Origin of the sequence: Wolbachia endosymbiont (group A) of Melieria omissa (assembly GCF_964031125.1) — a bacterium.
Taxonomy (GTDB): Bacteria; Pseudomonadota; Alphaproteobacteria; order Rickettsiales; family Anaplasmataceae; genus Wolbachia; species Wolbachia pipientis.
Genome location: NZ_OZ035007.1, coordinates 27459 through 47265, shown reverse-complemented (window position 1 = coordinate 47265; position 19807 = coordinate 27459). Strand labels below are relative to the sequence as shown.

The 19807-nt window shown below is 35.0% G+C and carries 12 protein-coding genes and 4 pseudogenes; 11 read left to right on the top strand and 5 right to left on the bottom strand.

Going from position 1 to position 19807, the window contains the following annotated elements:
* Positions 1-78: 78 nt before the first annotated feature.
* The 10 genes and pseudogenes from ACQH2Q_RS00195 to ACQH2Q_RS00150 form a co-directional block, all read left to right on the top strand.
* Positions 79-774, top strand: a complete 696-nt coding sequence (locus ACQH2Q_RS00195) for an AAA family ATPase (protein ID WP_425383480.1) — start codon at positions 79-81, stop codon at positions 772-774.
* Positions 775-802: 28 nt separating this feature from the next.
* Positions 803-1258, top strand: coding sequence for a Holliday junction resolvase (locus ACQH2Q_RS00190; protein WP_425383479.1), 456 nt, complete (start codon positions 803-805; stop codon positions 1256-1258).
* Between the two features lie 113 nt (positions 1259-1371).
* Entirely contained in the window at positions 1372-2595 is a 1224-nt protein-coding gene (locus tag ACQH2Q_RS00185; RefSeq protein ID WP_425383478.1) for a DNA modification methylase, read from the top strand.
* 33 nt (positions 2596-2628) lie between these two features.
* On the top strand, positions 2629-3108 hold the full coding sequence (locus tag ACQH2Q_RS00180; protein WP_264378236.1) for a hypothetical protein: 480 nt from the start codon (positions 2629-2631) through the stop codon (positions 3106-3108).
* A 3-nt stretch (positions 3109-3111) separates the two neighbouring features.
* Entirely contained in the window at positions 3112-4593 is a 1482-nt protein-coding gene (locus tag ACQH2Q_RS00175; protein WP_010082188.1) for an ankyrin repeat domain-containing protein, read from the top strand.
* Positions 4590-6416 (top strand): phage terminase large subunit family protein, encoded by a 1827-nt coding sequence (locus ACQH2Q_RS00170; protein WP_425383477.1) that lies wholly within the window; start codon positions 4590-4592, stop codon positions 6414-6416. Before ACQH2Q_RS00175 ends, ACQH2Q_RS00170 begins: the two co-directional genes overlap by 4 nt.
* 1 nt (position 6417) lies before the next feature.
* Positions 6418-6642, top strand: a complete 225-nt coding sequence (locus ACQH2Q_RS00165) for a hypothetical protein (protein WP_425383628.1) — start codon at positions 6418-6420, stop codon at positions 6640-6642.
* Entirely contained in the window at positions 6639-7343 is a 705-nt protein-coding gene (locus ACQH2Q_RS00160) for a glycoside hydrolase family 25 protein (RefSeq protein ID WP_341810409.1), read from the top strand. Before ACQH2Q_RS00165 ends, ACQH2Q_RS00160 begins: the two co-directional genes overlap by 4 nt.
* On the top strand, positions 7340-8758 hold the full coding sequence (locus tag ACQH2Q_RS00155; RefSeq protein ID WP_425383476.1) for a phage portal protein: 1419 nt from the start codon (positions 7340-7342) through the stop codon (positions 8756-8758). Before ACQH2Q_RS00160 ends, ACQH2Q_RS00155 begins: the two co-directional genes overlap by 4 nt.
* Positions 8755-9594: pseudogene (locus ACQH2Q_RS00150) on the top strand (S49 family peptidase); the annotation flags it as partial. The gene ACQH2Q_RS00155 and the pseudogene ACQH2Q_RS00150, both read left to right, overlap by 4 nt.
* Positions 9595-9622: 28 nt before the next feature.
* Here ACQH2Q_RS00150 and ACQH2Q_RS00145 read toward each other — a convergent pair.
* The 3 genes and pseudogenes from ACQH2Q_RS00145 to ACQH2Q_RS00135 all read right to left on the bottom strand — a co-directional run.
* A protein-coding gene (locus tag ACQH2Q_RS00145; protein WP_264705388.1) for an IS630 family transposase occupies positions 9623-10482 on the bottom strand; the annotation gives its coding sequence in 2 pieces (ribosomal slippage) (positions 9623-10158 and positions 10158-10482; 861 coding nt in all).
* 65 nt (positions 10483-10547) lie between these two features.
* Positions 10548-10748 (bottom strand): annotated as a pseudogene (locus ACQH2Q_RS00140) (head decoration protein); the annotation flags it as partial.
* A 77-nt stretch (positions 10749-10825) separates the two neighbouring features.
* Positions 10826-11035, bottom strand: a pseudogene (locus ACQH2Q_RS00135) (S49 family peptidase); the annotation flags it as partial.
* 100 nt (positions 11036-11135) lie between these two features.
* On the opposite strand from ACQH2Q_RS00135, the pseudogene ACQH2Q_RS00130 reads away from it, so the two are divergent.
* Positions 11136-12011: pseudogene (locus ACQH2Q_RS00130) on the top strand (recombinase family protein); the annotation flags it as partial.
* 471 nt (positions 12012-12482) lie between these two features.
* Here the strand turns inward: ACQH2Q_RS00130 and ACQH2Q_RS00125 are convergent.
* Together ACQH2Q_RS00125 and ACQH2Q_RS00120 are read right to left on the bottom strand one after the other, a co-directional pair.
* Positions 12483-15398 (bottom strand): ankyrin repeat domain-containing protein, encoded by a 2916-nt coding sequence (locus tag ACQH2Q_RS00125; RefSeq protein ID WP_425383422.1) that lies wholly within the window; start codon positions 15396-15398, stop codon positions 12483-12485.
* A gap of 1112 nt (positions 15399-16510) precedes the next feature.
* Positions 16511-19738: a hypothetical protein gene (locus ACQH2Q_RS00120; RefSeq protein ID WP_425383421.1), complete on the bottom strand. Its 3228-nt coding sequence runs from the start codon at positions 19736-19738 to the stop codon at positions 16511-16513.
* Positions 19739-19807: the final 69 nt, after the last annotated feature.

Here is a 19807-nt window from a genome sequence, read left to right as displayed (position 1 = left end):
GCTTTTTGATAGTACGTTGTAGGAACCAGACGATATTTTGGAATCAGTGCTACTTATAGTCAATGTTTTGGTGATTTTATGATAAAAGCAATAGATTTTTCAACTTTAAAGAACTCATCTCCATATAAAGAATTTATTATGCAAGATTGGCTTGCCATTGGAAGTCTCTCCTCTTTTTTTGGTGAACGCGGAACAAATAAATCTTTTTTAGTTCAAGAATTAATGACAGCTATTGCAACTGGTCAACAGTGGTCAGGTACAAGTTTTTTACCAGCTAAAGTTTATGGAGTATTTTCAGAATATGATGAAACCGAACTATTATGCCGTCAATATAAAATCAATAAAAGTTGTGAAATAAGCAACCTTGACAGAATGAAAATGATTTCCCTATTTGGTAAAGAAAATTTATTAATGACTTTTAATAACAATAATGTAGGAACACTCACTCCTCTATTTAATGAATTACTTAGTGATATTAAATCATTTAAACCTAAACTTGTAGTGCTAGATAAGGCATTAGACTTATTTGGAGGCGATGAAAATAATAATTCTCATGTTAGACAGTTTATTCATAGGTGCTGTGCTTATATAGCAAGAGAAGTTAATAGTTCTGTTTTTTTGTGTAAACATGGGTCAATAGGAGAAGTATGGCGTGATACAATAGAATTTCATATACACGCTTATCTAGATGAAAAAAGTAACTATCTAGAGAAAAAAAATAACGTACATGTAGAAATTTTACCGCAAAAGACTTTATTTGCCGGCAAGCTATAGATAAGTTCTTTAAATTTTAGAAAATAATATGTCAATCCTAACACTGGACCTCGGCAAACAAACGGGCTGGGCAATTCTGACAGATGGAGTAATTGAAAGTGGAAGCAAAAGTTTTCATGGTAGTCGTTTCAGTGGAGGTGGTATGTGCTTCTTGGATTTTCGTAATTGGCTCAATTCTTTGAAAGACATTTCTGCAGTGTATTTTGAGGAAGTAAGAAGACATTTAGGAACTGATGCAGCGCATTGCTACGGCGGTTTTCTTGCCGTTCTCTCTGCCTGGTGTGAGGAGAACAGTATTCCCTACCAAGGTGTTAATGTTAAAACTATAAAACGCTTTATAGCAGGCAAAGGTAATGCAAGCAAAAGTGAAGTTATTGAAGCGATACGTGAAAAAGGTTTTTCACCTCGAGATGATAATGAGGGGGATGCTTTGGCATTAATGTTCTATATTAGTAAAGATATTAATAAGACGAAAAATCCATAAAAAGTGGGTCCTTTCGGCCATACTGGCGGGTTTGGTGGGTTCAACCCCAGGCCTTCTTTAGCGTCAGAGATATTTTGAATATTAACTTTTTAATTATTAAGGATTTAAATTATATGAATTTAGCAATCCACTACTATCCTGTTGAAAACCTCGTCGAATATAAGCGTAATCCTCGTAAAAATGATGATGTAGTAAATAGAATGTGTGCTTCAATCAGGGAATTTGGCTTTCGTATACCAATAGTTGCAAAAAGCGATGGAACTGTGGTTGATGGTCATTTAAGACTTAAAGCAGCAAGAAAACTTGGTATGGAGAGTATTCCAGTGGTCTTAAGTGATAATTTAAATGAACCACAAACTAAAGCTTTTCGATTACTGGCAAATCAATCAGCTAACTGGGCAAAGTGGGACGATGAGCTTTTGAAAGTAGAAATTCAAGAGTTAGAAGATTTGCAGTTTGATCTTAAAATGACTGGATTTGAATTGGAAAAAGTTCAACGTTTTCTCGATGATTTTGATGGAAAAGAAGAAGTAGAAAGAGGAGTTTTGGAGTTAATTGATAAAAAGGTAGAAATAACAAAACCAGCTGATCTATGGATTTTAGGTGATCATCGAATCTATTGTGGTGATAGCTCTTTAGTTGAATCATATAAAGCGGTATTAGATAATAAAATGGCAGATATTACCGTATGTGATCCTCCATATAACGTTGATTACGGTAGCAGTCAGGAAAGAGAAGAGAAAAAAATATTAAACGATAATCAAGGTGAAAAGTACGAACTTTTTCTCTACGACATCTGTTCCCATATTTTAGCATATACGAAAGGTGCAATTTACATCTGCATATCATCATCAGAGTTTTCAACGTTGCAAAAAGCATTTGAAGAGGCAGGAGGAAAATGGTCAACATTTATCATTTGGGCAAAGAATCACTTTACGCTAGGCAGATCAGATTATCAAAGACAATACGAAGCAATGCTCTATGGATGGAAAAGCGGCAATAAACGTGAGTGGCATGGAGGAAGAAATCAAAGTGATCTGTGGTTTTATGATAAGCCAACGCACAATACACTACATCCAACGATGAAGCCAGTAGAATTAATGGAAAGAGCAATAGTTAATAGCAGTAGACCAGGAGATATAGTACTTGATCCATTTAGTGGTTCTGGTAGCACATTGATTGCATGTGAGAGAACAGGAAGAATTTGCAGAACAATAGAGCTAGATTCAAAGTTTGTAGATGTAACGATAAAACGTTGGCAAGTATACACGGGAAGAGATGCCATTTTAGCCGGTACTGGTAAAACCTTTTCAGAGACTCAAGAAGAAAATTCGTAAAAAATAGGCAAAAAAGAGAGAAGAAAAAAAAAAGTGAAAAAAATAACACAAACAGAATGGGCAAGAGAGATAGGAGTATCAAAGCAATATGTCTGTTATTTAGTAAAGAAAGGGATAGTTGAGTTGGAGGATGGTTTGATCAATAGAGAACAAGCAAATGAAGCAGTAGCGGCAATAAGAGATCCAAGTCAGCCACTTAGGAGGAAAAATCCAGAAAACGAAAATACAAGTAACCTTTCCACGATGTTGCTAAAAACTCGAATAAAAAATGAAATGGAACGAGGTAAACTTCTTGAGGCGAAAGCTAAGGCTGAGATTGGTGAACTTGTAGCAGTAGAGGAAGTAAAGCGCGATGCATTTAATGTAGCAAGAGTTGTACGTAATAATTTGCTTAATATTCCAAATAGAGTTTCAGCACTGCTTGCATCACTGAGTGACACTGAAAAGATTCATATGGCGCTAACCGAAGAGATTACAAACTCATTACAAGAATTATCTAATATTAAGTTTTAAATAATGTCTGCTAACTTAAGTTTAGAATTAATAAAGTGTCTTATTAATCAACCAGGAGTGGATGTAAATGTTAGAGGATTAAATGGGAAAACCCCACTACATTATGCAGTAGAAATTAACGAGCTTAGTATGGTTGCTCTCTTACTAAATAGGAAAAATATTAATCCACTGATCACTGATGATAATGGTAAAAGTGCGCTGGATTGTGCAAGAGAAGAGATATTACAAGCACTAATCAATCACAAATATGGATTGGAGAAAGATAGCTTACTTCACTTAGCTGCGATGTTGAATGAAGCAAATGCTGTAAGGTTTTTACTCGACAAAGGGACTAATGTTAATGAGCAGAATGCTTTACTACATACACCGTTACACTTAGCGGCAGGAGCTGGGCATGAACAAATAGTAGAAATTTTAATTAGAGAAGGAAATGCGGACAAAGATGTTCTTGATGCGAGAAATCATGCAGCAATTCATTATGCAGTAAACAACAAGAAGCTAGGAGTAGTAAAATTACTTTCAAATCTTGGTGCGAATGTTAATGTAGTTGGCAGCGGCAGAAATGCAATGAAATTATCTTCTTTGCACGTAGCTATAAGTAGTAGTAATTACGACGAAAGGGACTTATGTTTAGATATTGTAAGATGCTTAATAAATGTTCCTAATGCTGGGGTTAACTTACAAGATTATGAAAATAAAACGCCACTACATTATGCTGAAAGGCTGAAAACAATAGAAGTTTTACTAACGCGAGAAGATATAGATCCTTTAATTAAGGATGATAATGGCAAGACACCATTTTGTTATGCAAAAGAAGCAAATAGATTAGATATAGTAAAGATTTTAGCAAGTAATAGATACGGAGCTGATAAAAACAGTTTGCTTCATTTAGCTGCCAGAAAAGGATATGAAGACCTAATAGACGGTATTCTTGGTGAAGGAGTTGAAATAGATGCTGTAGATGAGAGTGGAAAAACGGGAATTTATGTTGCTGTAAAGCATGGTCACTTTAACGTAGTAAAGTTGTTGCTAAAGAGAGGAGCAGATGCCACGGATGTTTTTCAGTATGCAATAATAACGAACAACGCAAAATTAATAAAATTACTGAGCAAAGAGAAGGAAATAGTGTTATTTGGAAGACAGAAGAACTTTCCAACATTTCATTTATTGAGCAATAAATATTTTGAAGAAAGGAAAATAGCAGACAAAAAAATAAAGAAATATATCAATATCGTCTGTGTTTCTATAACAGTATGTGCAATAGTGATAGTGGGAATTTACCCTAACATTATAGCTGCGGTAATGGTGGGAATAGTTGCGCTCATAGCTGCAATAGCAATGAGTAATTTAACTCAGAAGTACATAGAAGAAGCACTTGAAAAGAAAATGTTTATTGAACTCGAAAGTGAGAAAACAAGTGAGTGCAGTTCTATTTTAAGTGATGTTGAGGTATCATCTAATGATGGTGAAGAGCTAGCGATATGATATATGCTACATCTTTTTCTGAAGGTTTAAAGCCAGATCCACTACTTAAAGTGTCAGAGTGGGCGAATGAGTATCGAGTTTTAGCGCCAACTGCAGCATCAGAGCCAGGGAAATGGAGAACAGAGAGAACGCCATACCTTAAAGAAATCATGGATTCACTATCTCCGTCTTCAACTGCAGAAAAAGTAGTATTCATGAAAGGAGCGCAGATTGGAGGAACAGAAGCTGGTAACAATTGGATAGGCTATATCATCGATCAAACACCAGGTCCAATGCTAGTAGTACAGCCAACAGTTGAAATGGGAAAACGTTGGTCGAAGGGAAGATTTGCACCGTTAATAGAGAGTACGCCATGTTTAAAAAATAAAGTAAAAGACCCAAGGTCAAGAGATTCGGGCAATACTGTGCAAAGTAAGGAATTTCCAGGTGGAATAGTAGTAATAACTGGAGCAAACAGCAGTGTAGGACTGAGGTCTATGCCAGTAAAATATCTCTTTCTTGATGAAATAGACGCCTATCCAGGAGATTCAGGTGGTGAAGGAGATCCAGTGCTGCTCAGTATTGCTCGAACTAATACATTTGCACGGCGAAAGATTTTTTTAGTATCAACACCAACGATTCATGGAATAAGCAGAATTGAGAAAGAATTTGAAGCAACAGATAAGCAGTACTTTTTTGTACCATGTCCGTATTGTAATTACTATCAAGTTCTAAAATGGTCACAAATAAAATGGGAAAACAACGACTCAAGAACAGCACATTATGTCTGCACTGAATGTCGCGGCAAAATAGAAAATCATCAAAAGACAGAGATGCTTGAGCGTGGAGAATGGAGACCTACTAATAGAGTAAAAGGTGAGAAAAAAGGATTTCATCTTTCAAGTCTTTATAGTCCAGTTGGGTGGTATAGCTGGACTCAAGCAGTAGAAGATTTTCTTCATGCAAAAGAAAGTGAACAATTACTAAAAGTATGGATAAATACTACGCTTGGAGAAACCTGCGTAGACAAAGGAGAAGTACCAGATTGGAAGCAATTATTTAACAGGAGAGAATTTTTTCCCGTAGGCACAGTACCTAAGAGAGAAGTGGTGCTTACTGCAGGAGTAGATGTCCAAAAAGATCGTTTAGAAGTAGAAGTTGTAGCATGGGGAAAAAGCCGCGAAAGTTGGTCAATAGAATACCGAGTATTTGAAGGTGATACTGGAAGAGGAGAAGTATGGGGAAAACTCTCTGAGCTCTTAAATCATCATTTTATCGGTGAAAATGGTCTTGAATACATGATAAGTATGATGGCGGTTGATGCTGGGTATGCGACACAAGAAGTATACAATTGGGTAAGAGGTCATCAAGGCTCTGGAAGAGTAATGGCAGTGAAAGGTGTAAATAAAGCTCTAGTACCACTTAGCAGCCCAAGTAGAGTAGATATAACAGTTGGTGGTCAAAAGCTAAAAAGAGGAATAAAGCTCTGGCCAGTGGGAGTATCGATTTTAAAGTCAGAACTTTTTCAATTACTTAATGTTTTAAAGGACGGTGAAGAAGCTCCAGCAGGATACTGTCATTTTCCCGAGTATGCACCTGAATATTTTAAGCAGCTAACGGCAGAGCAATTAGTCAGCAAAGTAGTAAAAGGATACACCAAACAGGAGTGGCAAAAGGTAAGAGAAAGAAATGAAGTGCTAGACTGCCGAATTTACGCAAGAGCAGCATCTATTGCGCTTGGAATCGATCGTTGGCCAGAGAGTAAATGGAATAGTTTAAGTGAAAAGCCAGAAAGCAAAAAACCTAAAAAAGTGAGACAAAGCAAATGGTTGAATGAGAAGTAAGATGTACAGCGAAGAGTATTTAATTCAAGTCGAAGAAGCGATAAAGAAACTACAAAACGGAGAGCGAGTAGTATCAATTGCATATGGTGACCATGTTGTAAGATATGCTGAAGTAGATATAAATGATTTACTAAGCTTAAGACAACGAATTAAAGGTGAACTAAAGATTGCTGGAATGAAGCCTAAACGAAAGATTATTTTTGCAACAAATAAAGGAGTTATATGAGGGAAAATTTTCTGAGAAAAGTTGTAAAAGAGGAATATTCTGAATTTTTAGAGCAATTAAAAACTTTTATAAAACTATGGGAGAATAGAGAGAGTCCAGTAAATGGAATAATAGATTTGTCACATTGGCAAGAAAATGTGAATTTTAAGCTAGACAAAGAGAATGGTATAGTTGGAGTAATTCACAAGGCAACACAAGGGCTAAAATATGTGGATTCAAAGTATGCGAAGAGAAGAAAGAAAGCTGAAGAAGAAGGATTACTCTGGGGAGCATATCATTTTGGCACAGAAGGAAACGGCAAGAATCAAGCTGATCATTTTCTAAAAACGGTAGGTGAAAGCAAAAATACCATACTTGCGCTGGATATTGAAGAAAACAAAAGTGGCAAAAATATTGCAGTTAAGCAAGCTGAGGAATTTGTAAAGAGAGTTGAAGAAGTAACAGGAAGATTACCCCTAATTTATGGCAGTAGCTATTTTCTTAAGGATTTTGCCACGCCAACTTTGACAAAATGTCCATTATGGATAGCAGGCTGGAGAAAAGAGCTCACATTACCAAAAGGCTGGAATGATTGGATTTTATGGCAATATACTGACGGTAAAACAAATCCAGAGCCACATGAAGTAGAAGGAATCGGAAAATGTGACAGAAATAAATTTAACGGAACTTTGAAAGAATTAAGAGAATTTTGGTTAGTATGATGCTGAAAAATTTCAAACAACTATTTAGTAAGCCAAAAATCAAAAGTTCTGCTTGGGATGCGTCAGGCTCAGGAAGAAGAGTGATGTATTGGCAAGGAGAAACAGGAAGCATAAATAATTTACTTTCTCAGAGCCTTGGGCACTTACGTAGCCGCTCTCGGGATATGGTAAGAAAAAATCCATATGCAGCAAATATCATTGATACAATAGTAAGTAACTCTATTGGAACAGGAACAAAACCACAATCAAAAGCAAGAGATGGAGAATTTCGAAAGAAAGTGCAAGAATTATGGCTAAAATGGACAGATGAAGCAGATAGCTGTGGAATAAGTGATTTTTATGGATTACAAGCTCTAGTATGCAGAAGTATGATAGAGGGAGGAGAATGTTTTGTACGTTTAAGAACGAGAAAGCTGGAAGATAGATTTTCTGTGCCATTACAACTGCAAGTACTTGAGTCTGAACATTTAGATAATAAAACAAATCAAACTTTAGGAAATGGTAATGTAATAAGAAACGGGATTGAGTTTAACAAGCTTGGGCAAAGAGAAGCATATTACCTATTTAAAGAACACCCTGGTGAAGGCTCATTTGGTGAATCAGTGAGAGTGCCAGCAAATGATGTTTTACATATTTATAGACCATTAAGACCTGGGCAAATCAGAGGGGAGCCTTGGCTTTCTAATATACTGCTGAAGCTTTATGAGCTTGATCAATATGATGATGCAGAGCTGGTGAGAAAGAAAACTGCAGCAATGTTTGCTGGATTTATTACGAGACTCGATCCAGAAGCAAATATCATGGGAGAAGGTGAAGCAAGTGAGCAAGGAGTAGCACTATCTGGCCTGGAACCTGGAACAATGCAGCTTTTAGACCCAGGAGAGGACATAAAATTTTCAGAGCCATCAGATGTTGGAGGAAGTTATGAAGCATTCATGAGACAGCAACTGAGGGCAATAGCAATAGGTACAGGAATAACATATGAGCAGCTAACAGGAGATTTAACAGGTGTTAATTATTCATCCATTCGAGCAGGGCTGATAGAGTTTCGCAGAAGGTGTGCAATGTTACAGCATAACGTGATAGTGTTCCAGTTTTGTAGACCTATTTGGAATAGATGGCTAGAATTAGCAGTGCTTTGTGGAGAACTGAGTATAGATGAAAAAGTAGTAAAAGCAGCGAAAGAAGAAGTAAAATGGATACCACAGGGATTTGATTGGGTGGATCCACTGAAAGATCAGCAAGCACAACAAATGGCAGTAAGAAATGGATTTAAGAGTCGATCGGAAGTAGTATCAGAAATGGGTTGCGATGTTGAAGAAATTGACCAAGAAATAGCAGAAGATCAAAGACGTGCAAGCGAACTGGGCTTAAGTTTTGATTCTGAGGTTACTGCAAATCAAGAGGTGATATGAAACAACAATGGCTAAACAGATGTGTAATGGTAGAACCAAGGAGTTTTGAGTTACTGTCACTACAAACAGGAAAGCAGCCTATCTTTAAAAATATAAAACATGCAGTAAGAAATAGTGAAAGAGGAATAATACCGATACATGGCATTTTAACTAAAAAACCTGGTGCATTTGATGAAATGCTCGGAATGACATCATATGAGCAAATAGAAGAACAAATTACACAAGCATTAGCAGATAGTAGCATAGAGACAATTATACTGGAAATAGATAGCCCCGGAGGAGAGGTAAACGGTATATTTGACCTAGCTGACTTTATTTATGAATCAAGAGCAAAAAAGAGGATAATAGCGATAGCAAATGATGATGCATATTCTGCTGCGTACGCTATAGCCTCTAGCGCTGAAAAGGTATTTGTGAGCAGAACCTCAGGAGTAGGAAGCATAGGGGTAATTGCAAGTCATATAGATCAAAGTGGATTTAATGAAAAATGTGGAATAAAATATACCAAAGTATTTGCAGGAAGTAGAAAAAATGATTTAAATCCACATGAGCCAATGACGTCTGAAAGTCTGGAAAGCTTACAAAAAGAAGTAGACCGACTATATGAAATGTTTGTGCAGCTAATAGCGAGGAACAGAGGTCTTGCAATTGAAAAGATTCGATCAACGGAGGCAGGGCTATATTTTGGCGAGAGAGCAATAGAAATAGGTCTTGCAGATGGAGTTACAATTCTTTCATCTATTAATAAAAACAGGAGTATTACTATGAATGAACAAACTACAACTGACCTAGAAACTGATAATTTAACTAAGTATCGTACTGAAGTTCTTGAATTATAGCATTTCTCATAATAGTCCGAACAGGTCATAGGAAGGCAGAATCAACAGCACGACGAAAGGATTCGAATAGAGGAATGTTTTTCCTGGCTCTGTTTTTTATAGCAAACCAATGATGCTCAATTTTGTTGAAATCTGGAGAATAAGGCGGCAGATACAAAATTTCTGCACCAACCCCTTTAGCAAGCTCGATAATCTTATCAGACTTATGAAAAGTAGCATTGTCAAGAATGACAGTCTGTCCAGGTTCCAAGATCGGTGTCAAAAATTGCTCAAACCATCCATTAAAAACATCCATATTACAGTGGCCTTCAAAGGTTAACGGAACAACTATCTTTCTTCCACTTAAGGCTGCAACCATACTGATTCGTTGAGTTTTCTTTCCAGATTTTAAGGCATAAAACCGCTGTCCTTTCTGGCAATATCCGTAGGGGTAGTCTTCGGTGTTATCAATGCCAGACTCATCTATATACACTAAGTTTTTAGGTTCTTTTGTCGCTATAATTTTCAAAAATTCAGCACGTTTTTCTTCGTTTCTTTCCTTGTATCCATATGTCTTTTTTTGCGCGTAAATCCAATTTTTTTAAGGGCTCGATAGATCGTTTGGATACTAACGTTGTTCCAAAGTTTAGCCATTTCCGATAGAGTCTTTCCTCCGTGTTCTCTGGCAAATTTGGCAAAGGTATCCCAGTCGGTAATTTTGTGATTGTAACCCCCATTTCCAAGTTTTTTTGATTGAAAGTCTCCTGTTTCTTTTCTTCTTTGCTGCCACTCCCATAAAGTAGTTCTTCCAATCTTAAATCTTGCTGCCACTGTTTCTCTGCTTTCTCCTTCGTCTAGCGCTTCCATTGCTTTTTTTCTTAAATCATAACTATATGCTGCTGGCATTCAACCTCCTTATCATCATCTACCCTTATCCTATCACATCCGGACTTTTATGGAAAGAGCTATACTATTGCACCTATTGCTGTTTGTGTACCATCTGTGGCTGTTGGATTTATTATCTTAATCATGTTGTCTTTATCACTACCAACAACTGTCCCTAGCTTCAGATTTTGACCCTTTACTACCGTTATTTGGTCTCTTGAATATAGACTTGATGCCTCATACTTTAATAAGTCACCTAGATTATTTTGTTCGATTATACAACTCATAAAATTTCCTCATTTATTTTCCCCTTTAGTTTTACCGCCATGTTTGTAATTGTTGTACGCGGCGGTTATAAAAAAACTTAAATACTTGATTGCGCTCTAGTCCTTGCTACCTCCATCATCAACTCTTCTCCTGAATTCTGCGGTATTGCACTCAGTATCTCTGTCTTTTTCGTTCTCTCTGCAAGTAATTCCATTAAAACTTCCCTGGCTTGCTCAATACTTACGCCTTGCTCTATAAATTCTTCTATTTTCTCTGGCATTCGTGATAAGTTACATAAACGTATTATAGCTCTTTTTACAATAATCCGAACAGATCATAATATGCTACTGCTCTACCATAGCCATAAGCACATATCTTATCCTATTCGGACTATTGCGAGAAGTGCTATAAATAGCCAAGGGTACCATACGAAATCAGATATCTTTAAAAAAGCGACGGTGAGAAGAATAATAACAAATCCAATATATGTGGGAAAGATAAGACATTATGACAAACAGTATGAGGGAAAGCATGAAGCAATAATAGAAGAGGAAAAGTGGAAAAAAGCACAAGAATTGATAAGTAATCAACCGTATCGAGGAGTAAAATATGAGGAAGCGCTACTAAAGGGAATAATTAAATGTAAGAGCTGTGATGTAAATATGACGCTGACATACTCAAAAAAAGAGAATAAGAGATATCGATATTACGTATGCAACAATCATTTAAGGGGAAAGGGTTGTGAATCAGGAAGCCGAAATGTAATAGCAGGAGAAGTAGAAAAAGAAGTAATGAAGAGAGCAGAAGATTTATATGAAAAATGGGAAGAAAAAGCGGAAGAGTGGAAAAATTTAAGTTTTGGAAAGCAAAAAGAAGTAGTGAAAAAGTTAATAAAAGCAGTATTTGTGAGAGAAGATGGAATAGAGGTGCATTCTGAATCAGAGGAAAAATTTATACCAATAAAAAAGAAAGGGAACAAATGCACAGTAGTAGAACCAGAAGGAAAAACAAATAATGCGCTACTGAAAGCAGTGGTAAGAGCCTACCTGTGGAAACGGCAACTGGAGGAAGGAAAATACGAAAGTGTGAAAGAGCTGAGTGCCAAAATTAATATAGGTACAAGACGTATACAGCAAATTTTGAGGTTGAACTATTTAGCACCAAAGATTAAAGAAGACATAGTAAATGGGAGACAGCCAAGAGATTTGAAATTAGTTGATTTGAGAGAAATACCGATGCTGTGGAGTGAGCAAAGGGAGAAATTTTACGGCTCAGCGTCGTAACGTTTATAAAAACAACAATATGAAAAAACATCGAAAAAAGTATGTGCCAGAAAATTAAAAGAGGTTATTGCAAAAGGAGCTACTACAAAGGGCCACACAAAAAGATGTTGAAATTGATATAGAAGAGCAAATAAATGTTACAAAATCAATTATGTAGAAAATCAATATAAGTGATGAAGATTTTAGCATATTAGGTGCAACAATGGTAGAAGATGTATCCAATTTTAGCTGCATATTTTAATAGTAGATTTAGAGGAAAATTCTTTAAACATCAAAAAAGGCAATACTCTAAACTTCAGCACACAACTCCAGGAAATAGTACATGTCGAGCAATCTATAGCCCCTTTTGAATCTGAGAGTGTACTTGAAAATCCATAAACATTAAGTAAACTTTTTAAATAAAATAGTTTCTTTTTCAACTTACTAAATAAACTTCTCCCATCATTGCTGTGTAACAAATCATATACAAAGCTATGGTCTACTTACAAGCAGTGCCTTCTGTTGATGAGATGCTTTTTCTATCTTTAACTCATCCATACTACAGCTTGGCAAGCTTGAATAGCATAAGGAATCTTTTTGTTCTTGCGTTTGTTTTGCCAAGGCCTTATTTCTATAAAGTAGGGGTTGAAAATGATCATGGCCTCCATTTACCATATGTAAGACACTATTGTGACTATAATCTATCTTACCTGCTTTTGATCCTGAGCTATCTATTAACTGATGCAAGAACGGATCTTGTTGCTTATCAATAGTGTGCAATGGGTTACTTTCTGCAACATGCAATTTCACACCATACTTATCACAAAGTATTCTGCCCTCGATATCGGAACGTCCCCAAAATTCATTCTTTCCAATGCTATTGATATATTGGTTACACGTAATTCCACGATTTACGAACTCACCTTCAACCTCATCAAAGTCATTGCCAATTTTACTTATAAACCACTCTGGAGGATTGTCTTGCGCAAATCTCTTACACTCATTCCTTAACTGCTCTACAGTAACTTTGATTCCCTTCTGTTGTTCCAGACTTTGCCTGAATGAATCAAAAAAACAGCTTCCATTATTGATTGCGTGCCCTAAATAGAAATCATCAGGTATGTTTGATTTTTGCTCTTTATCACCTTGTTTTTCTGCCTTTTCAATAATTTCTTCCTCTAAACCAAAAATCTTACTCCAGTTGTATTTACCTTCTAACCCCAATTTTTTACTTTCCTTTTCTGCTGCTTTAGCTAAGTCTGTTTTAGAAATATCCCCTTTTTCTTCATAGAACCTAGATAAAATTTTAAAGATATCTATCAGGTAAGTTTTTACGTCAAAATTCTTCTCCTTTTTTACAATATTAGACTCAATATTGCGTAAATCTTGTAATAACTTATGCCTTCTAGCAATTTCCTCCATAGAATCCCTTCTTAACTCTTCACGTTCTGTCCATTTGTTGTTAGACTCGCTTATTACTTCAGGATGCATTAATTTTCCAGACCTTTCAAAATATCCCTGTTCAATAGCACAGTAGACACAATAATCACCAAGTGCACAATCCTCGCCTAATTCTTCTTCATGACCTTTGAATTTTTCCAATACTTCCTCTCTATTACTCACTTCTACTATAATTTTGCTTTTATCTTGTACGTCAGGATACAGTCTAACGTCTATATTTCCCAAACTGGTATAGAAAGTTAATACTATATCGCTGCCTTCTGTAAGATCTGTGTAATTCCTTATGCCATCTTGGGTTATAATTTCCACCTCACTTTTGCCAATTTTTATTACACTCCTTCCATATCCTTTTTCTCCTTGAGGTATTCCTAAATTCCTTGTTCTATCTGTGATTTTTGCAACATCTATTATACTATCCTCTGAGTATTCTAAGTAAGATACACTGTTATCGATTTTTCCATCACACAGTTGACCACTGGTAGCATCCCTTGCAACTCTAAAAAATTCTTCAGCATAATTAATGTACTCTACATGAGCCTTGATTACATTAGCTTTATGATCTTTAAACTCTCGTTCTATTGTATCAATGACTTTTAAACTATCTGAGTTTTTTAACTTTGCTCCTCTCGATATTAATGCACATACTATATCACTGGCAATTCCATAGCTTCCTTCTAACTTAGCAATTTTTTCTAGTACGTGATCTGCAAAGTAATAATCTTTGTCTTTAGCAAAATTTAATCTCATTCCAGAAGCTATAATCTCATTTACAACTTCCTGTAGTTCAATCATGCTTTTAGCTTTTACTACCTTACTCAAAAACTTATTTAGCTTAGCAAGTTGATTTGTTTGATACATCTCTGACAAGAGACTATCACATTTTTCACAATTATCTTGCTTATTACCTACAAAGTCAGTTGCTCCTGCTTTTAAGAGTAAAGCTTTTACATCAGGAAATTGACAAAACGGCCAAATTGAACTATCACCCTTAACATTTAAAACTATCTTTAAATCTTGGTTATTTTTATGTTTATCTAAAAATTTTTTCAGATCTTCAACACCTGGACCATAAGGATTATCCCAATCTTCATCAGAATCTGTAGCTTTAACCATTTTACGTAGTTGGTCTCTTAACTTTTTTTGGTTGTCAGTTAAAAAACACTCTATAATATTGTTGCTATCAATTGCAATTTGCAGTGGGGTTTTTCCATTGTTATTTTTTATGTTTAAATCAGCTCCTTTGCTTATGAGTAAATCCATAACCTTTCTGCTATAATCATTACAATTAGCAGCATAATAGTGTAAAGGTGTATTACCTTTTTTATCTTGTATATTTGGATCAGTTTTTGCATCTAAGAGATACTTTAGACCTTCATACTCACTGGAATAAATAGCAGTATCATGCAAAAGTGTTTTACCTTTATTATCCTGCATATTTAGATCAGCACCAGCTTTGAGAAGAGGATGAATGGCTTCATCGTGTGCGACAAACACATTCAATACTGTTGTTCCTAGATGCCCTCTTTTTAGATTAAGAACGTACTTCAGGTCTTTATTTTTCTCGTTACTTTCTAAAAATTGCTTAAGATTTGAAAATGAGTCATAATTTCCCATATTAAAATCTTTTATAATACTATTGAGTAATTTTTGATTTAACTCTTTTTGACTCTCTTCCAGTTTTAAGTGAGGTGCATGAATAAGCCACTCATCTATTAAATCCTCTAAGTATTTTTTATCATCTATCAAACTTCTATCAGCCCAAAATAAATCTCGCTTAATGAATTCATAATAACTATCTACTGGTAATTCAGTTGCTTCTGTTTTTGGGCTACCTATTTCTGAACACTCTTGTCCAGCGCTTAGGTCACACTTCAGTTTTTGCTCATCAGTGTGTTTACTTTGTTCACTGATAGGTTCTGAAATATATTTTACTGACCCTATACCCATATTACCTCCTAGCCCTAGATATAGAATATATTATATAGAATGTGTAGTATGTGTCAAGCTAATTTCAACATAATCTTTTTACTACTCATATTTTTGTTAAGTTTTTATGGTGAGTACTGCTAGGTTAAAAGTTGTTTATTACTGGAAGTTTTAGCCAATTTTACTATAGATCAACAAAATTGAGAACACCAGCTATATTGAATATATAGGAATATGATGCTTTAAAGGAGTACGGAAACTGCTGAAGTTTTTACAGCAAACCTGTATAGAGCAACTTCAGCAGAATAAACAAATACATGCCAATATTAGTAGAGAACTATTTACAGGTCAACTAACTTTTTCAAAACATATTTTAGTGAAAGTACCATGCTAGTTAGTGTTATAAAAAATTCAATTGTTTACTCCTTCAAAAAAGGGCGTATCTTTGTGAGAACAAGCAGCTTAAAAATAAGGTTATAAAAATAGAAGTTTGAAATCTTTGCAATAAAGTTAGGCAAAATAGTTCGTATGTAGATGTGGGTGAAATGGGCTAATGTGGTTAGTTTTAGCGTATAATAAAATTACCGTATAAAAAAGTTCGTACGGTACACATGGTAGACCAACACATCCCAAAACAAACTCTTCTCACGGCCCTTGGTTTTGAGCGCTGGAAATGGCTGTTTTATTTAAGTTCTTAGTAAAATACATTAATAAATCATTATTACTCCACTTGCAAATGTATAGAATGCAATTCTTTTTATTAATACTTGTATAGAAATATTCCAAACTCCTCTACAACTTTTTCTGACTAAGGCCACTATGTTCTACAATAAATATTTGACATATACAGCGTATCTTACGTTTAAATTATCTGACATCCAAAAATCAAGGAAGGCATTTTTAATGAAACATAATCACACATATGGAACGAACAATTTGAGGTTTTTTATAGTTAAGAGATCGTTATTTATTGGAGTAGTATCAGTCTGGTACTGCATGATCACTCAACATAAAAACGCCGCAAAACTATATAGAATTTATAAACCTACTACCAGTGACATGGTAGGAAAACGAAATTAATATAGTATTCCCTACCACACACTTGTAAAACCTTAATAAAACATTGAAATTTACTACTTACCCTTAGAACTACCTGCAGAATTAACCTGAACTATGTTAAGGGCTTCTGTTATTTTAGTAGATACTCCATCTTTTTCAAGATCTATATCTTCCATTTTTTTTAATTTCTCTTGTTTATCTTTTAACAAATCATTCAGATTCTTGTGCATAGTGTCATCTCTTTCCAAAGACCCTCTTGCCATTACTATTGCACCTGTCAGTACTTCACATTCTTTTATTTTTAATTCTTTATAGCTATCCTCATTTTTGAACTTCTCATTATGAACCGCATCAAGAAGAGTGACAATACTACCAAACTTACCCTCACGAATATACTTCCTAATTAGTGATTTTTCTGCCTCATAAAAAGCAGTTCTTGATGTTTTACCACCTCTTATTTGGTCGTCACCTTTCATTAGGTTATTTTCCACCCATTGTGTAATCAAGTCAGGGTTATTATTATTCACTGCATCACATAAGAAATCTGAGTGTGCTCCTTCAAATGCCACCTGTAAATTACTTTTACGTTTTTTCATATAACCTCCTTTATATATATTTTCCTTAATACCTTTTCCTTTTAAGCGTTGTTCAATATCACTGACACCGCCTTCTCTTGGTAGTTTTTCAATATGAGTCTCATCGATACCACCTTCTTCTGGCGGTCTTTTAGTATCACTTTCCTCTATAATGATACTGCTTGCTTCAGAAAAAGACTGATTTTGTTCTTGATATTTTTCAAGTGTTCGATTTACCCAATCATCATTTAGTACTTCTCCAATTCTTTCGTGAAATGGCGCATTAATATAGTCTTGCTGTACTAAATCTATAAAAGACTTTAGTATCTTTTGCATTCCATTTCCTAATCCTTCTTCCACTGCACTTTCCATAAAACCATCCTTCAAGTACCTGTATGGCACTAGATGAATAATAACATGAGAAACAATTTTACTAGATAGTATTTTTCCTATTAATTTATTAGCCATTCCTGAACGAAATATTGCTTTATCATTATAACCTTTTGCTTCATTTATTTTTAACCTTCTATATTCATCTCCTTCTTGTACTAAATATTCTGCTTCTCTTATACCACCAGCAGAAGGATATACTTTGATAGCATCCCCTGCCTCTCTTCTTGGCGCTAATACTCTTTTTTCCAACGGTTTAAAATCAAATACTTCATACAAATGTTTTGCTACATGATTATAAAGAACATCATTTAGATTATTTTTATTAATCTTCCCATTATAATTACCTAAATCTTGACTATGTGTTCTAATAGTAGAATTACACTTTTCATTATAATCATCCAAATATTTCTTACTTTCTTTTTCATTGATATTATATGAAGTAGTTTTTAGTAAAGAATTTAAAACACTCAACGCACATGCTGTTCTCTTTACTATATATCCTTCATTATTCACAATTCTAATACGAAGATTATAATCTCCGACTATCTCTTGAGTGATTTCGTCATGTAGCAATACACTAAACACCTTTGCTTTAGTTTCTTTTGCATCGTTTTGGCTCTCATATAAACGAATTTCTTCTGATAGAGTATTACCTTCTTCAGGAAAAGCAGCATGTATGTCTTGATTAAACATAGTTAATATTATTCTGGCAACTCCCTCACACATTATTGTAACAGTGTTTATATCTTCTGCAGCTAATCCATCAGTTAGATAATCAATTCCATGGCTTATGTATTTTCTAAGTCTTGCATTAAAATCAGAGCGAGCTTTTTTTATTTTTTCTTCTGTAAAAATTTTTTTGCTATTAATGGCTTCTATAATCTCTTTATCGTATATTAAGTGATATTTTTTACGTTGTCCTTTTTTAGTTTCAGTCGTGAGTTTAAATTCATCATATTTACCAGAAGAAATAACCTCTTTCTCTTTAAGATTATTATACTGTTCTTCTGTCAAACACAAACCTTCTCTGCTCATTACTAGTGGAGTCATAACTTGTTCTACCATGTTTTTCACATATAACTCGTAGTCACCTTCTGCTTTTATTACACTTTCAATAGCACTCTTTACCGAAGAATATGATATAACATGACGCATTTGTTTTGTAGAACTTCCCAATACCTTTGGACGTCCTACTACAGCGATTTTAGTATCATCTTTACTATCAACTATAATATCTACTAGCACATCAGGACTCATCTCTATTCTAAGAAGATTTTCTAAAAACTTATACGCGTAAGCCTTATCATGTCCTTTAGGTATATTTCTTCGGGCAATTGGTGTAGAAGCACGTACAGGAGAAAAAAGACTACGTGAACCAAAGCCCCTGATTGATGCTACAAATTCATTATATGGACATTTCAACTCTCTAGTAAATTCTTGCTTTTCAGAAAATGATTTACAGACTAATTCTCTATCATTCCCCTTCCTTTCTTTTCCTGTGAACATTTTATACTCTTGAAACACAAATGCTCGTTTTTTCCCTTCAGTATCGCTATCAGGTAGTTTGTTTCTTACCAATTCCATCTCTTCTTCACTGAATCTTGAGTCAGGACTGTTTATTCTATAAGAAATAGTATAGCACCTTACAATTTGTTGACCTTCTGAGTCTCTTTTATTAGTTAAAACAGCAAACTTCAAATTTCTTTCTTCAACGCAGTCTTGATTATTGTAACGACCTAAATAAATTACTTCAACGTTCCCAAATATATCAACAAAATGCGAAGATTCGCCAAGGTAACCTTCGATCTTTTTTTCAAGATCATTAAGAGGCTCACCACTTCCTCTGTCGTTTTGTTTTCTCAATATTGGAATAAAATGACCATGGCCTCTATTTATTATGTGTATAGTATTTTCCTCATTATAATCTATGTTGTCCACATTCTTAGAACCTTCTTCACTATTTATGATCTGATTTGTCCATACCTCTTTTCCATCCACAACATGTCTTTCCATAACATACAGTTTTACACCATACTTTCCACAAAGTATTCTACCTTCAACTTCGGAATCACCCCATCTATTGTTATTTAGAATATTTTTTGCATAAGAATCTGGAGTTTTCCTACGCACTACACCATTATTGTCATAACTGTTAGCAATAGCATTTATGAACCATTCTGGTGGGTTATTTTGTGCAAACTCTTTACAATATTCTCGCAGTTCCTCAACAGCAGCGCTCATTCCTAATTGTCCTAGTCCTTGCTTAAACGAATCAAAAAAACAGTTTCCATCTGTAGTTGCTTTTCCTACACGAAAGCCTGGAGGCAAAACCATACGCGTCAAGTTAAGGAAATAAAGGTATGAAAGAGATAGAATAATAAGGTATAAGTTCTCCCAGATATA

Bases quoted from the DNA above. Each gene is read 5' to 3' on its own strand.
- ACQH2Q_RS00195 (WP_425383480.1), top strand. From the start codon at position 79: ATGATAAAAGCAATAGATTTTTCAACTTTAAAGAACTCATCTCCATAT.
- ACQH2Q_RS00190 (WP_425383479.1), top strand. From the start codon at position 803: ATGTCAATCCTAACACTGGACCTCGGCAAACAAACGGGCTGGGCAATT.
- ACQH2Q_RS00185 (WP_425383478.1), top strand. From the start codon at position 1,372: ATGAATTTAGCAATCCACTACTATCCTGTTGAAAACCTCGTCGAATAT.
- ACQH2Q_RS00175 (WP_010082188.1), top strand. From the start codon at position 3,112: ATGTCTGCTAACTTAAGTTTAGAATTAATAAAGTGTCTTATTAATCAA.
- ACQH2Q_RS00170 (WP_425383477.1), top strand. From the start codon at position 4,590: ATGATATATGCTACATCTTTTTCTGAAGGTTTAAAGCCAGATCCACTA.
- ACQH2Q_RS00165 (WP_425383628.1), top strand. From the start codon at position 6,418: ATGTACAGCGAAGAGTATTTAATTCAAGTCGAAGAAGCGATAAAGAAA.
- ACQH2Q_RS00160 (WP_341810409.1), top strand. From the start codon at position 6,639: ATGAGGGAAAATTTTCTGAGAAAAGTTGTAAAAGAGGAATATTCTGAA.
- ACQH2Q_RS00155 (WP_425383476.1), top strand. From the start codon at position 7,340: ATGATGCTGAAAAATTTCAAACAACTATTTAGTAAGCCAAAAATCAAA.
- ACQH2Q_RS00125 (WP_425383422.1), bottom strand. From the start codon at position 15,398: ATGGGTATAGGGTCAGTAAAATATATTTCAGAACCTATCAGTGAACAA.
- ACQH2Q_RS00120 (WP_425383421.1), bottom strand. From the start codon at position 19,738: ATGGTTTTGCCTCCAGGCTTTCGTGTAGGAAAAGCAACTACAGATGGA.